The 15,210-nt window shown below is 45.4% G+C and carries 13 protein-coding genes; 2 read left to right on the top strand and 11 right to left on the bottom strand.

Going from position 1 to position 15,210, the window contains the following annotated elements:
- Complete coding sequence (locus ACH19P_RS02020) at positions 1-828, top strand: PKD domain-containing protein (RefSeq protein ID WP_462156857.1); 828 nt, start codon at positions 1-3, stop codon at positions 826-828.
- Between the two features lie 295 nt (positions 829-1,123).
- Positions 1,124-2,413 (top strand): LysM peptidoglycan-binding domain-containing protein, encoded by a 1,290-nt coding sequence (locus tag ACH19P_RS02015; protein WP_462156856.1) that lies wholly within the window; start codon positions 1,124-1,126, stop codon positions 2,411-2,413.
- Between the two features lies 1 nt (position 2,414).
- Here ACH19P_RS02015 and ACH19P_RS02010 read toward each other — a convergent pair whose 3' ends face one another.
- The 11 genes from ACH19P_RS02010 to ACH19P_RS01960 all read right to left on the bottom strand — a co-directional run bounded on the left by ACH19P_RS02010 (position 2,415) and on the right by ACH19P_RS01960 (position 15,099).
- A complete protein-coding gene (locus ACH19P_RS02010; protein ID WP_462156855.1) occupies positions 2,415-3,086 on the bottom strand; it encodes a hypothetical protein in 672 nt (223 codons plus the stop codon).
- 127 nt (positions 3,087-3,213) lie between these two features.
- Complete coding sequence (creD, locus tag ACH19P_RS02005) at positions 3,214-4,506, bottom strand: cell envelope integrity protein CreD (RefSeq protein ID WP_462156854.1); 1,293 nt, start codon at positions 4,504-4,506, stop codon at positions 3,214-3,216.
- 78 nt (positions 4,507-4,584) lie between these two features.
- Complete coding sequence (creC, locus tag ACH19P_RS02000) at positions 4,585-6,066, bottom strand: two-component system sensor histidine kinase CreC (protein WP_462156853.1); 1,482 nt, start codon at positions 6,064-6,066, stop codon at positions 4,585-4,587.
- Entirely contained in the window at positions 6,053-6,724 is a 672-nt protein-coding gene (locus ACH19P_RS01995) for a response regulator (RefSeq protein ID WP_462156852.1), read from the bottom strand. The genes creC and ACH19P_RS01995 overlap by 14 nt, the downstream gene beginning before the upstream one ends.
- Before the next feature lie 67 nt (positions 6,725-6,791).
- A complete protein-coding gene (locus tag ACH19P_RS01990) occupies positions 6,792-7,997 on the bottom strand; it encodes an ATP-binding protein (RefSeq protein ID WP_462156851.1) in 1,206 nt (401 codons plus the stop codon).
- 5 nt (positions 7,998-8,002) lie between these two features.
- Positions 8,003-8,719, bottom strand: a complete 717-nt coding sequence (locus ACH19P_RS01985) for a response regulator (RefSeq protein ID WP_462156850.1) — start codon at positions 8,717-8,719, stop codon at positions 8,003-8,005.
- Entirely contained in the window at positions 8,719-9,111 is a 393-nt protein-coding gene (locus ACH19P_RS01980; protein WP_462156849.1) for a DUF3019 domain-containing protein, read from the bottom strand. The genes ACH19P_RS01985 and ACH19P_RS01980 overlap by 1 nt, the downstream gene beginning before the upstream one ends.
- Positions 9,111-9,974: a MipA/OmpV family protein gene (locus tag ACH19P_RS01975; RefSeq protein ID WP_462156848.1), complete on the bottom strand. Its 864-nt coding sequence runs from the start codon at positions 9,972-9,974 to the stop codon at positions 9,111-9,113. The genes ACH19P_RS01980 and ACH19P_RS01975 overlap by 1 nt, the downstream gene beginning before the upstream one ends.
- Positions 9,975-10,171: 197 nt before the next feature.
- Positions 10,172-12,277 (bottom strand): Ig-like domain-containing protein, encoded by a 2,106-nt coding sequence (locus ACH19P_RS01970; protein ID WP_462156847.1) that lies wholly within the window; start codon positions 12,275-12,277, stop codon positions 10,172-10,174.
- Positions 12,270-14,156 carry a S8 family serine peptidase gene (locus ACH19P_RS01965; protein WP_462156846.1) on the bottom strand — a complete coding sequence of 629 codons (1,887 nt, stop codon included), beginning with the start codon at positions 14,154-14,156 and terminating at the stop codon, positions 12,270-12,272. Before ACH19P_RS01965 ends, ACH19P_RS01970 begins: the two co-directional genes overlap by 8 nt.
- A complete protein-coding gene (locus ACH19P_RS01960; protein ID WP_462156845.1) occupies positions 14,086-15,099 on the bottom strand; it encodes a S8 family serine peptidase in 1,014 nt (337 codons plus the stop codon). Before ACH19P_RS01960 ends, ACH19P_RS01965 begins: the two co-directional genes overlap by 71 nt.
- Positions 15,100-15,210 lie beyond the last annotated feature (111 nt).

Here is a 15,210-nt window from a genome sequence, read left to right as displayed (position 1 = left end):
ATGACGGATGTCATCACCGATGGTCTGATTGTGTGTTATGACTATGAAGGCCCAGAATCGACGACCTTCAATGTCAGCTTCCAAGTGCAAATGGACAACGCAATCACAGGTCAAAGTCTGCCAATTCAGATCACCAGTGATGTCTACGGTATGGAATCAATCACTGAAACACTCACTATTACCTCTCCAAGTAATATCAGAGTTGCCGCAATTAGCGACCTGGTCGTCGCAGAAGATGGCGCTATCGAAGGCATTGAAGTGGTGTATCACGACACTGATAAGAACAGTAATGTAATAAGCGTTTCTGGTGAGCACATTAGTGCAACAGTAAACGGCCACCAGTCAGGCGCAACTTTTGACCTAATCCCTTCAGAGAACTTCTCTGGAGAGACTCTGGTCACGGTTACTGTCGCTGATAAATACTTCCCATCCGATGCCCATTCAGCGCAATTTACACTTCGTGTAACACCTGAAAATGATGCGCCGACTCTCGCTATTGCCACAACGGGTCTCTCGGTGACGCAAGGTGCGAATGTGAAATTGGATGCGTCAGCGTCACTCGACGTTGATGGGGATAACTTATCTATCACTTGGTCTGGACCGGGTACCATTAGTTCACCGAACGCCTTGGTGACACAAGTAAGTGGTTTGGCTGTTGGCGATTACACATTCACAGCAACGCTATCGGATGGTCAAGTCTCTGTAGAGCAAGATGTTACCGTTAGTGTGGCTGCTGAAGGTGAAGAAAAGAGTTCTGGTGCATTCCATATCCTTTCATTACTACTGTCGATCACTTTCTTAGCTCGACGCAGAAAACAACGTAACTAAACCCTACGCTCCCAATCAAAACCCGCTGTATGCGGGTTTTTTTATGTTCCGTGAATTGATAAATTCAAGTCAGGGAACTGTTCGATATCGGCATGGTCTATCCCTATAACAAATAAGGCATTGAGTAATTGGTATAATTACAACGTGCCACACTATAAATTAAGGTGTCGCTCATAGACTTAAGCCTGTGCTCATTTTTTGCTCACTTTGTGTTCAGGTGCACTTATTAAGCTCTCACACTTCGTGCTATCACCTTGTAGCAAACACTAGTCGTAAAATTGAGTACCGAATTTCTATGTATCGAGTTTTAATTATTTCTCTCGCTGCCTTGCTTGCGGCTTGCCAAAATACGCCGCAGCCGCCTTCATCAGCAGCCACCGAGACAGCGCAAGAGCAAGAAACCAAGCCAAATGTTAAACAGCAACCTGTTGCCACTAACGAACAAAATTCTGACGTTGCTAAAGAAACGAAATCACCACAACAAGTGGATGATGTGTGGCAACGTGTACGCATGCAGTTAAGCTTCCCTGACAGCCAACATGAAGACGTGCAAAAGCGCGTGGATTGGTATTTGGCGCACCCGAACTACATGGAAGAGATCAGCCGCCGCGCGCAGCCATACCTCTATCATATCGTGACCGAAGTAGAGAAACGCGAACTGCCAATTGAGTTGGCATTAATGCCGCTTATTGAAAGTGACTTTGATGCCAGTGCGTATTCGCATAAACATGCTTCTGGTTTGTGGCAGCTAACTCCCTCGTTGGCACAATACTTTAAAGTAAAGATTAGCCCTTGGTATGACGGTCGACAAGACGTGATCAACAGTACCGATGCAGCTTTAGATTTTCTTGAGTATCTCCACAAACGCTTTGATGGTGACTGGTATCACACCATTGCCGCGTATAATGTCGGCGAAGGCAGGGTCTTAAAAGCCATAGAAAAAAATAAAAAAGCGGGCAAGAGTACTGATTTTTTTGCCTTGGACTTACCTAAACAGACACGTCACTACGTGCCCAAACTCCTTGCCGCAGTGCACTTGTTAAAACATCAAAAAATGGTATTCCCAGCCATTGAAAACAGCCCAGCCATTGCGACGTTACCTGTCAAAGGTGCCGTTATATTGGCCGACCGATCGCAATGGCAGCAACTTGAGAGTTTAAATCATGGGGTTATCCGTTTCCCTGCGGTAATTGATGCGCCACACCTTGTTGTTCCAGCAAATCAAAAAGCACAATGGCAAGGTATTATCGCCCAGCAACAAAGCAGCGATTACAGCCAATGGCATCATTACACCATTGCTAAAGGCGATAGTCTAAGCGTCATAGCTAAGCGTTATGAACTGACCACAAGCCAGCTAAAAGCCTTTAATAACTTGAAATCAGATCGCATTCGAGTAGGTGATAAACTTATTTTACCTGTACTCGCAGATGAACAAATCGAGCACAAGGTGACGTCTGGTGAGAGCCTGTGGAAAATAGCTCGCCGCTATGACGTGACGGTTTCTAAACTCAAGCAGTGGAACAACTTATCTAAAGAGACATTACGCATTGGCGACAAACTAAAAGTCTTTTTATCACGCTCATAATTTACTTTAACCACTTATCCATGGCCGCTTTTAATGCGGCCTGCTTTTTACGTTTGTTACTCACACAAGGTACTTCACCCGCAGGCATATCTGAGTCAGACATCGGTGAGGAATCCTGCATCACGAAACAACGACCATTTTGCTCAAAGCGGTAATTACCTGTAACTACATTACCTTCAAGTACCGTCATACCCTTTGTAGAGTTTACTGTTGACGTCGGCACAGAGGGTAAGTTTTCAGGTAGTTGATCGAGGCGTTGATACTGGCCTATTTGCGCTTGGGATTGCGCATAAGCACTTGCTATGCGTTGTTCTAGGTTAGTGTAAACATCCAGTACCTTAGGCTGCGACGCAGGCAAATCAGGGGCTTTTAGCTCGGATACTACAGCGCCTAGCGACTTTTTCGCAGATTGACGCTCACCCGCGTGAGCCGATGGCGATTTTTGCTGTAATTCAGGAGAATTCACCATAGACATAACGGTCTCAACCTCCACTTCGCTTGGAGGAGCCGCGTTCACTTTAGGCTGTAGCTTAGCGTGTGTGATCATCACCACTTTTAGAGGTTTTGATTTCACATCGACCTTGTTCATGACCGCTGGAGTGGGTGTGCGCAATAATAGCCATAACACAACTAAATGCAGTAAAAGTGAGATTAGAATCGTTCTGAAAAACATGTCCTTATGTCTTCGACACAACGGGTGTACTAAAGACCTTTGTCGGAGCGACTAAGTTCATTAAAACCAGCGCTTTATTTCGCACCTACCCCAGACTCAATGCCGAGATAGGTGCCGGTGAATGAGTTTATTCGTTTGATGCGTACCAATTGAATTTGCGGGTAAGCATCATAATCAAACTCAGTACCACAAATACTAATATCGCGCCCATCAGCAAGGCATAATCTTCTGCCGACAGTAAACTAAACAACACGCAGTACAACACGCTAATACCAATAAAGAATAAACCTCCTTGTTTGGTGCTACGCAGCATACCCGCCACATAAATACTGAGTAATAATCCCGAAGCTAAAGCGGACACAGCGTACGCCAAATTAAAGCCAAAGTGCTCACTGAGCGACACCAACAAGAGATAAAATACCGCTATTGCGAGCCCCACAAAACCATACTGCACGGGATGGATTGCCTCTTTGCGCAAGATTTCCAGCAAGAAAAAGCTGGAAAACACTAAAAACAGCACGAGCATGGCATAGTTAGTAGCACGATGACTTTTTAAGTAATGATCCACACCATCAACCAAATTCACTCCCAAATTCCGTTCACGTAATTCATTGCAAATCCCATTGGTACGAACACAATTGGTGAACAAGTCCTGCATATTGGTCGCAAAAAAACTTGTTTGCCAATTCGCTTCGAAGCTTTTATTTTCAACATGCGACTCAGTTGGTAAGTAATCACCAACAAAGCTCGGATGAGGCCAGTCTGCGCGCATGGTGACCTGAGTTTCTTCACCCACAGGGGAAATGGCAAAACGTGACATTCCCTGCAAATTTAGAGTTACTTTCGTTTTTAAGGTGTCATGCCCCTGCAAAGAGTTGAGCGTCAATGGCACATGTATGCCATCAGATATTTGCTTAATTTGTGTTCCTGGCTCGAAGCTATATTTTTGCCCAGCGATGTGAATATCGCTGCCTACACCAATCCCTCGAATGTCATCAACCGCCATGACTAAATTAAGCATTGTTAGGTCTTTGTCGGCCAAGGCTGCAATAGCGTCACCTGAGAAAATCGCGTCTATGGAATTCATAGAGCGATAAAGGTTTGCTTTATAGATACCGCGGTATTTTTCAAAGGTCGTTAAGTCAGCTTGCCAATTAAGGGTGTCTGGTAATAGCACCTGTTTTTTGACGTATGAGTAACTTTCTCCATTGTCGCTTTTCTTATGCTCTAAATACTCAACGTATAAAAACGGGCCAATCACGGTTTGTTCGCCACTGCTACTGCGCGCTATTTCTTGCTGTACTTCTGTCAGTCGGGCCGAGCGCTCAAAGATAAGTCCTTTGATAAGCATAATCGGCACCAGCAGTACCAAGGTTAACCCTGCGATAATGAGTAATTTATTACCTAGTTTTTGTCTCATTTATTTAACTCCATGTGATGATATAGGCTTAAGCCTATTCATCTAAATTGGAGTTCAGGTGGAGTGTGTGTGGAGACTTTATGGAGTTTTAAAAATAAGTGTTACACATACACCTTCGCTGGTGTTTTCTAACTGCAATTGGCCATGGTGGAGCTGCATGATTTGATCCACAAATGTCAGGCCTAATCCTGTGCTTTTGTGGCCATCGGCTCTGGGTAAAGAGTAAAAACGTTCCCGCACTTTATCTAACGCGTAATCAGGTATGGGTGGGCCTTGATTGCTCACGGAGACTCGAGTTTCCCCGTCGTTTTTATCGACTAAAATGTGCACGTCGCCATCTTCAATGACGAAATCGAGGGCGTTCTCAACTAAATTGTACAGCGCTTGTTGGACTAAAAACGCATCGCCCAGCACATAAATGTGCTGCTCGCAGTCAAGACTCACAGACGCACCCGTTCGCGTCACCCGTGCCAGCATGGAGTCACAAATTTGCGTGATGATAGGTGCCAATAGGACGTGCTCGCGTGTTTGTAATTGCGGCAATTTCTCTAAGCGCGCCAGTTGTAGCAAATTGTCGATTAAGTCCTGCATACGCTCACTTTCTTTCTCAATATTGCCAGCAAAGAGCTGTAACTTATGCTCTGACAACGGCGTTTGCAGCAACTCACTGGCGCCTTTAATCGCACTTAGGGGGCTTTTGAGTTCATGGGTGAGGGTTTGCACATACTGCTCTATGTAGTTTTTACCATCGAGTTTGGCACGCATATCACCGAGCGCATCACTCAGTTGTGCATACTCATAAAAGATACGAAATACCGGCTTTTTGGCCTTTTCTCCGCGGCCCATTTTGGCGGCATAATCAGCCAGTTTTTCCAATGCGCGGTTAATACGCCACGCAATCAACGCCCCCAATAGCAAGGCCACCACGCTCATCACCACCAGCCAGGTTAAGACTCGGTATTTGGCATTGTCGATAAAAGGCTGCACAGAACGATTCGCTTTCGCTACGGTGACGCTGCCGACTATGGTGTCATTGACGATAATCGGTGCGGCCACATGCATGACGGTAGAGTTGGGGTCGTCTTCTGATTGTGCACTTGAACGCGCGCCATACTCGCCGCGCAATGTTAGGTACACATCGTTCCAGCGCGAAAAATCCGCGCCCACATCTTGTTGCCAAGAATCCACCAGCACGGTGCCTTGGGCATCCGTGATGTATATCCGGTGGTTGATGCTGCTTTTATCCATGCCCCAGATTGCAGCTTGTGGGTTACGTTTTCCAAAATGTACAAGCAATTCAGAAAACTCACTGCTGGCTAAATTCCCTTGCAGCATATAAGGCGTTGCCAATGTAGCCAGTAAGTTGGCCATATCAACCAAAGTTTCTTCACTGACTTGGCGTACCGTCGGTTTAATTTCTCGTATAACCGTGGAGCTGACCACATAAGTGGTAAGGATCACGACTACCACATAGAGTAAAAACAACCGGAATCCGAGTGGGATTTTTGGCCATTGGAATAGGGTGTCGATGCGCGAGTTAGTAGGGCTACTTTGGCTCATAGAAATACCCAAAACCTCGTTTGGTGTGGATCACATCCGCTAAATCATGCGCCTTTAACTTTTGCCGAACTGCTTTGATGTGTGAGTCGATATTGCGCTCATAATGGGTGCCGTTGGCCATGTCACTGGCCAGCATTAACTGTTCTCGACTAAAGACTTGCTTTGGGTGACTGAATAACTTGTTAAGCAACTTAAATTCGAGTGCGGTTAGTTGCAGTGCCTGTGCATCGACAAAAAAGTCATACTGCTGCGGGTGGAGCCCCATCTCTGTACTGGCCTCAGCCTGCGTTTGTTGTGGTTTGGCTATACGAAGCTTGATACGCGCGAGCACTTCGCGTGGACTAAATGGCTTAGTCACATAATCATCCGCACCAATTTCAAGCCCAACAACACGGTCAATTTCATCGCTTCTAGCGGTCAGGAAAATAATCGGCACAGCACTAAAAGTGCGTATTTGTTTGCACAGTTCAAAACCATTACCATCGGGCAAACCAATATCCAACAGCACCAAGTCTGTAGATTGACTATTAAGCGTCGCTAAACCTTGCTGCGCCGTTGCACACCAAGTCACGCCAAAACCTGCTTGTTCAATCACATGGATTAAGGTGTCTGCGATGGTGCGCTCGTCTTCAATCACCACGATGTGCTGGCTGGTCATATTTGTGCTTTTTCCCTGTAACTATGCCGAACTATAGTTACAGGCGCGTGCGGTTTTAGCAAGTGAGCTAAAAGACTATTCTCACACAAGCACCATTGAGGGATGTGCTTTTATCTAATTGAATATCCGCTTCATTCCACGCGCATAGCTTACTGACGATGGATAAACCCAAACCGACGCCGGTTTGCTCTCGCTGGGCCACTTGGTGGTTTTTTACGAACGCTTGTAGCAATGTCGGGCTTAACTTTTCGCTGAACCCTGGGCCATCATCCTCAACAACGAGCTCTATTCCGTGTATTTTTTCAGTTAAATGCACATGAATTTTGGTTTTGGCAAAACGTACGGAATTACTCATCAGGTTTTGCAATATACGCAGGAAGCTGCGCCTGTCGACTTCGATGACATCACACTGGCAATGAATCTCTATATCTATATCACTGTAAATTTTGAATTTATCACAAGCTTGCTCAAGCAAATCTTGAGCATTGTGAACGGTTGGGCGGATAGCCGGGCGACATTGGTTGAGCTCAGCGTATGTTAAAAACTCTTCGACAAGCATCTCCAGCTCAGTGATATCTTGAAGTACGCTGTCACCGTCTAAACTGGCTTGAGGCATCTCTCGGTGAATTTCCAAGGCAAATTTGGCGCGGCTTATAGGGGTGAGAAAGTCATGCGATACCGCGTTAATTAACTGCCGCTGGTAATCATTTTGATTCTCAAGTGCTCTGGCCATCTCATCGAAGGCTTCACCAATACCGTAAATAACACTGAATTTGGTCAGCTTTGCTTGTGCAGAAAAATCGCCTTTGGATATGGTTTTACTGGCTTGGCGCAAGCGGTTTAAATCGCGCAGTAACGGCCAACTAACAAGCAATACAGCTAACGCAACGCTGGCATAGAAGAGCATACTAATGAACGCTTGCTGCGGGTCGCGTACATCTCGTGCTAAGGGCCCCAGCACACGCACTTGACCACGGCTAGAATCTAAATGGTAAAAGTAGACTTGTTGCTCTTGGTTAAGCATTGCCACCACTTCGCCGCTGGCTAAGCGCGTTTCAATACCCTCGCTGAAATGAAATGACCCAACCGGTTTAGATGTTATTAAATGAGCCAGCTCATGTTGTTCTCTGCTTGGCTGCAATACAGCGCGGGCCAAGGCGGTTTCCGCAGCAGTGGTGATGGGCGCTTCATTGAGCTGAGTATTGATTACCCATGCACTAGCCCCTAAACAAAGCACCAGTGCACCAAAGAGGTAGGCGTAAACCTTGAACACCTAGCTTAAACCCAAGCATCCGGTGATAAGATATAGCCTTTACCCCAAACTGTTATAATCCGGCTTGGTTGCTCGTCTGCGTCCCCTAACTTTTTACGTAAGCGACTAACACGACCATCAATAGTACGGTTTTGACCATCATATTTACGACCGATTGCAGCCTCAAATAAGTGTTCACGGCTCACCACTTGGCCCGCATTGAATGCCAGCTTCTCAAGGAGGTCAAATTCACCCGTAGTTAACTCTAATCGATCACCATTAAGGCTTGCTTGGCGTTGGTAACGATTAATTACCAAATTGCCAATGGTCAGCGTTTGCGACTGCGCGGCGTTTTTCGCACAGTACTTTAATTCATTGCGACGCAAACAGTGATTAATGCGTGCCAACAATATAGACGGCGTAATCGGCTTGGTTAGATAATCCTCTGCACCTAACTCAAGCGCGTGAATATGATCCACATGGCTTTGTCGTGCAGTGAGGAAAATGACAGGCACTGAATACTGACGTTGTAGTTCTTCAAAGACCTTAAAGCCGTCACTTTCTGGTAAACCGATATCCAGCAATACCAGGTCGTAACGCTTTTTCAGCATTTCAAATGCAGCCACATGAGGTGAACTAATATGCGTAACGGCAAAGCCATTACTATTTAGGAAACTAGCAATTAAGTCGGCGAGTTTCAGATTATCTTCAACGTAAAGAATGGATTTTTGTTGTTCATTCATTAAAAAATACTCCAAGCAACTTTACGACGTTTCTGATTGAGTGAGTGTCTTTGAACATCTATTGGGATGTGTGCGACACGTTGTGCATCCTGTTGACGGACAAGATAAATCATAACGTCGGAAGCTACTTCCAATGACAGTTTGAATTGGTGAGCGCGATTAGGAATATCACAAATTCGTTCTAATTCGGTGGTTTCAATTTCGAGGCAATAGCTGGTAGTCGGTTCACCTTGCCAACTGAGGAATAAGTCAACTTGACACTTATCTTCAATGGTCACGCAGATTTCTGGTTTTGCTTTGATGTAATGTCTTTCAAGGACACCGCTCTCGTTACCGTGAGCCGGTAGCAAGAAGCTTGTCATTAGCAATAGAAATCCTACACGTTGGCTCATCAGTAACTCCAAGCCACCCCAGCGTAGTAAGAAAGCAAGTTTTGCTCGGTTACTAGTGGACTATCTGCGATTTCATCATCCAGTGTTTGCCACTTTACATCTGAGATGAATCGCCACTTTTCATCCAATTGATATTGGTATGTCAGTTGCAAACTGGTGTTGAAAGCATGTTTCGGTTGGTAAACCGAAAAGCCCGCTGCAATTTCAGGGCGATGACTACCATAATAGTATTTGGTCAATTCATTGCTTTGGTATTGCAGCTGCACACTGGCAACAACTAAATGTTTTTTCCACTGTTGATAGCGAGATAAAGCAAGTTCAGCCTGTTGACCGTGGTAGTAATGGGTGAGCTCGTCAAATACACTTGCACTCACGCGCCATTGTTGCCAATCAAATAAATACTGGGCTCCGCCCAAAAATGACAACTCACGATCGCGTATTTTTTGGATATCGCCCACTCGTTTTTGAGCTTTTGATTGCGTCTGCGCGCTCGGAGGGCGAGGTGCACTAGGCAAAGCCGATGTGGTTAATCCCGCGAGAACCGAGCTTCCAGCAAGACTATCAATAAAATACAAACCATCACGGTTCATTTTCGCAACAAAGGAAAGTTGATGGTGGTCGCTGCTCCAAGGTGTCCAGGAGAGCTCAAAATTGGTGAATGCAAAATCACCATAAAATGCTTCGATATTAGGGATGACGTAAAGGGGAATGTCGTCTGAATTATGTACAGGGTTTTCGATTTTTCCATACCCGGTACTAAGCCCAAACTGCCATCCTGATTGTGCAGCGTAGATGCTTTCATCGTCTGCGGATGCTGTACCACTAAATAGTGCAGCAATCAGTAATAGCCTGGCCTTGAACACTGTGTTACCGACTCTCGTTAAAGGAAAAATTCGATTAAATTGAGAAAGCAGCATCCCCCTTGGGGCAAGATCAGTCAAATCAATTAATGTACACTTTTGTAACAATTTGGACACTCTATTAATAAATTTAAATTTATGTTCAAAAGAAAAAAAGCCAACTGTTTCCAATTGGCTTTTATCGTCGTTAGGGAAAATTGTTACGCCTTTTTAGCTTTACGAATAAACGCTAACGGCATGAACAACAATAGCATCCACGCCATTGAACCACTTGAAGATTTAACTTTATCTTCAGGCGTTACTTGGACTGGATAAGTACAGCTACCATCGTCAGTGTTTGCTGATGCATCGTAGTTAGTTGCAGCAGGATCCGTACAACCTAACTCTTCACCATCAGACTCAACCATTAACATGAAGCTTTGTGATGCCATGTCAGTTGCATTAACACTGTCTTTAACCATGACGGTAATTTCTGTCTCACCGTGGAAGTTTGCGACAGGTGTTAACGTCACAGTTGAACCAGACTCATGACCACTGATTTCAACAGCTACGTTGTCACCAGCTACTTCAATTGCATTACTTACACCATTTTTATCTGCGTAAATAACATCGAAGCTGATAGAGCCGTTTTCAGCTACAGTCATATCTTCAAGGTCAAGCAAAGTGATGTTACCAGTCACTTCAAGGTCAACACTTAAGCGCTCTGTATCCGAACCTTCAAGACCATTGTTGATATAAAGAGTGTGCACTTGGTTTGCTGCTTTTTCAGATACGTATGCATCAAAGCTCACACTGAATTTAGAGATTTCAGGACCTGTGTAGTCCATACACACCACTAAACCATCACGTAGCACTTGATCGATGTTGTCATAAGCGAAGCCATCACCAAGGTTCACGTCCATTGGAATGTCACCATTCACTAGGATACGACCGTCGGCCGCTTTAAAGCCGATAGAACCCTGGTTATCAACTAGATTAACGTTGTCATAAGCGAACAGTAGTTCATATTCGCCTGGCTCATAGTTGATACCCATGCGCATGAACATTTCAAAGTCGACACTTTGGCCATCTGTGTACGCACGCTCTACGTTATCCCACTCCAGTACTAACCACTCACGTGAATAAGTAAAGGTAGGTGTGATGCCCGCATTAGGATCGCCTTCAACACGTGAGCTTGCATCGATACGCTCAGGGATCGTGTTATCACCCACCCAGAAAGGTGCAATCATGTATGGTGGCGGAGGCGGCATGCTCGCTGCACGTGGGAATTCAACGTGGAACGGGGTTGTACGACCTGTATCACCAAAGGTTACAAGACCTGCAGGGTTTAACTTGATTGAATCGAAGTGATACTTGTTAAAGAACGGGAACGATACATCCATATCTGTTTGCATCAGCTCTTTAAACGAGTACTTGTATTCGTTGTAATAACGACCTTGAACACCTTCAAGTGTACGCCAACCTAGGTCACGTAAGTCCAAATAGTCAGGGTAAGGTGAATTACCTGCCGTTAATGAACAGCTTTGATCCGTTGCATTAGTCGTGATGATGTAGTTACGTACTACGTCTTTTGTTGTTTCTTGCGTACCAACCAAAGACAACACGTTATCTGTTACTTCAGGTGCAGAAGGTGTCGACGCTGTCGTCACAATACTGTCTGCAATGATTTGAATGCCTTCAGGGAATTCAGTCGTCAAAGCAAAGTTACGTGCTTGTGCTTCATTGTTAGCAATCACATCAACCGTGAAGTTAACAACATCGCCAGGGCTCGCTTTGCGCTTGTCAGAAGTGAATGTAACATCGTCATCGATTTGAGTGATAAGCACTGGCACATAACCTAGGTTACCTGCGTCTTCTGGGTTTGAACCTAAGTCGAAACCACCAAAGTAAATATCACCAATTTCCATTTCTGGCAGGTTGTATTCAAGATTAACGTTGTATTGCTCGTAGCCTGCGATCTGTTGTTCTGCAGTAACCTCGAGACCACCGTTATCTTGGCTCACAACACCCGTAGCAATATTGATGTCACGGCCTTCATCTACTTGTCCGTACTCTATATAAGCTGTGCTCATAAATACAGTGAAGTAGTCACCCGCATTTGGCTCAATGATGTTACAGAAGTTGTTGATGTTGTAGTTTGTAGACATACATAGCACTTCATCCATGCTCGCCATACCATCACCATTTGCATCATGACCAGAGAACACAATCACACGCTCGGTAATGTCGCTACTGACAACACTCGCACTGTACATCTTGCTGCCTTCAGGCACGGCAGTCCACTCGACGTGGTTAACGTTAACCATCTGACCCTCTTCTTCGTGAAAGATCAAATGGGTCGCCAGCAGTTGGGTCTGAGAACAACTTAATAGTTTTGGCGTCACCTTTAACCATACCGTAAGTACGGGCTGTGAAGTCAGTTACTTCAGCTGTGTTAAACGGACCAACTTCGATAGCAGCCGATGTGCGGTGAGCCTCAACTTTAACGTAGTTAGGTAGACCACGGTCACCTGTGAACGTCCATACAGGTAGCTCAAGAACAGGTGATGCGCTGTTGTTTGATACCAGTGTTACTTGGCCTTGGTTACCGCTCATATCGATATAGCTTGCCGCACTTGCATGTGGCTTGCTCGTTGCTGTGATCACGATTTGTTGTGTTTCACCCGCTTTAATATCGAATTGTGCAGGCTCAGCTTTCAGTTCAAATGCACCAATCCATTCTTCTGTATGTACTGTCCAACTCGCATCTTCTGTTGCCGTGAATTCACGTACAAATGTACACGTTGTTGGACACGTATTATCAACAACATACGCAGTGTTCATGTCTTCAGCATGACCACCTGTTGAAGGGTTTGCGTCAGCCATTTCGGCAATGTCTTGATGCAATGTAAGGCCAGCTTTATCCGCTAACTCAACACGCATGCGGCCAGCACCCATATCTTGTAGACCTGAGTCAAACCCTTCATCAACATAATTGTTGAAATACTGTGCATTGCTTAAGTCGTTTCCTGCAGTAAGCATCAATGCAGATTGAATTTGCGATACAGACCATTCCGGGTGAGATTGTTGCAACAATGCCGCCGCACCAGCAACGTGTGGGCTCGCCATCGAAGTACCAGACAAAGTTGTCCAATCTGATGTAGAAGGGTTATTAGTGAATGGCTGGTCATCTGAGCCAGCAGCATAGATATCAACGCCTGGCGCGGCAATATCAACCAACATGGTATCAATACCAAAATATGATGGACCGCGACCAGAGAAGTAAGCTACACGCTCTTTATCTACTGGAATTATCTCACTTTTCGCACTTGTTACCGTGCCCATGTGACCTGACCCTGACTCTAACCAGTTTTGAAGATCAACACTGTCTTCATAAGTGATATGAATCGCTGGGAGAGGGTGAGGCAACACTGGAATAGTGGCATTGTCTTGGAAGCTGTAACGGTTGTGGATAATCACACCTTCAGCGCCGCCAGCGGCCACATTTGCGGCTTTGAAATAAAGTGGGCGGGAACTTCTACGACATACAACAATAACGTCCTGCGCGCTTTCATCGATATCGACCGTCGCTGGGTCATCAGCTAAATCAAAGGTACCTGCAGGAAACTCGCTATCACAATCCATGATGTTGTATGCATTTGTCCCTGGGTTTTCAAAGTCCTCTGCTTTAACAATTAGACCAGTAACCTCTTCAAAGGTCGAAGAGTAACCTTTAATCGTATTTGGTGCAGCTGTATCACCGCCACTGAAGTTTTCCAGTGTTTTCACGCCATAGTCAACGATTGAAGACGGTGAGTGAGCAGCAACAGTAGTAACCCACGGTGATGAATGGTCAGCAGTGCTTAATTCAGGGCCTGAGTTACCCGCAGCAACGGCGACAAATACACCGGCATTTGCAGCATTGAAGAAAGCCTGCTCGATAGGGTCAAGCCAAGGATCTTCTTCAAGACCGCCTAGCGACGCATTCAACACATCAACATTGTCGATAATTGATTGTTCGATCGCTGCAAGGATAGTGGTTGTCGGACAGCCCGCATAAGGGTCGCCTGAACCACCTGGCCAACATACTTGATATGCAATAATGTTAGCGTGCGGTGCCATACCCGATACTTCTTCAAAAACAAGAATCAGTGGTAACACCTGAAGATTGCGGCTCGCCCTGCGATAACTTGAATGGTACATCATAAAGGATGTTACCAGCAGCCGTACCCGCAACGTGTGAGCCGTGATTATTGTAATCTTCACCATACGCTGGACGAGACTCATCAAATACTGGATCTGAATATGCGTTAGTGATTTCAGGGTATGAGTAAATACCGATTAGCTTGTTGTTACACTTATCAGAGAATGACGCCTTCGCACAGTCACCTAGGAATGTGTCACCTAAAGGATTTTCGTGAACATAACCATCACCACCTACTTCAGCAAATGAAGGGTGATCAGAGTTTATACCTGTGTCAATGACGCCAACAACGATGCCTTCGCCCTTGTTAGTTCCACCACCGTAGGCGTTAGCCCACATTTGTTTTGCGCCAGTTTGCTCAATCGTGTTAAACGTCGACAATGAATACACTTTCGAACGAGTGATGCGTTTTACACCTGGCACTTTTGCTAAGCGCTTTGCGTCGTCTTGTGTCATTGTGGTGGTGAACGCGTTAATCGCTACTGAGTAGGTACGCTCAACATTGACACTCAACCCTTGCAATGTGCTGGCTTGTGCAACGAAGTTTTGACGTTGAGAGTTTAAGTAATTGTTGTAACCAGAAAGCTCCTGAGTATTTAAGTTCAGAGGCTGGCCTTGCTGGGTACGCGCGCTCGTTACGACTGATTTTGTTTCAGCCAAACCTTTAATCTGTCCATCGTATGCTGATAGAGGCGCATCTTCTAGCTCAACAATATATGTGTGCTCACCATGCACGCCTTCCTCTGCTCGGAAGATTTTTCCCTGCTTTTTAACAGTTTGAGCTACTTCGCCTGACCAGTGCATCTCTTCGATCATTGGTTTAGGCGCGTAGTCTGATGATGGTGCAACCCACTCATCTGAAGCAACATTTACTGCACTTGCAGCTGAGCTTCCGATATATAAGGCTGAAGCCACCATAAAGGAGACTTTCTTCAAGTTAAACATACTTAACCTTCGGTGTTGTTTTATATTAATAATGAAGCCGGTATTTTGGTTATTAATTGGCTTCCCCGAGCCGATGGTTATGTTTTATGCAACTACGCGCAATTAGGTGGG

The organism is Pseudoalteromonas sp. GB56, assembly GCF_054923835.1.
This window is presented reverse-complemented; position numbering and strand designations above follow the sequence as displayed.

Excerpts from the sequence above, each read along its gene's own strand:
- ACH19P_RS01970 (WP_462156847.1), bottom strand. The coding sequence starts at position 12,277 with ATGGTTAACGTTAACCACGTCGAGTGGACTGCCGTGCCTGAAGGCAGC.
- creD (WP_462156854.1), bottom strand. The coding sequence starts at position 4,506 with ATGAGACAAAAACTAGGTAATAAATTACTCATTATCGCAGGGTTAACC.
- ACH19P_RS01980 (WP_462156849.1), bottom strand. The coding sequence starts at position 9,111 with ATGAGCCAACGTGTAGGATTTCTATTGCTAATGACAAGCTTCTTGCTA.
- ACH19P_RS02015 (WP_462156856.1), top strand. The coding sequence starts at position 1,124 with ATGTATCGAGTTTTAATTATTTCTCTCGCTGCCTTGCTTGCGGCTTGC.
- ACH19P_RS02010 (WP_462156855.1), bottom strand. The coding sequence starts at position 3,086 with ATGTTTTTCAGAACGATTCTAATCTCACTTTTACTGCATTTAGTTGTG.
- ACH19P_RS01985 (WP_462156850.1), bottom strand. The coding sequence starts at position 8,719 with ATGAATGAACAACAAAAATCCATTCTTTACGTTGAAGATAATCTGAAA.
- ACH19P_RS01965 (WP_462156846.1), bottom strand. The coding sequence starts at position 14,156 with ATGATGTACCATTCAAGTTATCGCAGGGCGAGCCGCAATCTTCAGGTG.
- ACH19P_RS02020 (WP_462156857.1), top strand. The coding sequence starts at position 1 with ATGACGGATGTCATCACCGATGGTCTGATTGTGTGTTATGACTATGAA.
- ACH19P_RS01960 (WP_462156845.1), bottom strand. The coding sequence starts at position 15,099 with ATGTTTAACTTGAAGAAAGTCTCCTTTATGGTGGCTTCAGCCTTATAT.
- ACH19P_RS01995 (WP_462156852.1), bottom strand. The coding sequence starts at position 6,724 with ATGACCAGCCAGCACATCGTGGTGATTGAAGACGAGCGCACCATCGCA.
- creC (WP_462156853.1), bottom strand. The coding sequence starts at position 6,066 with ATGAGCCAAAGTAGCCCTACTAACTCGCGCATCGACACCCTATTCCAA.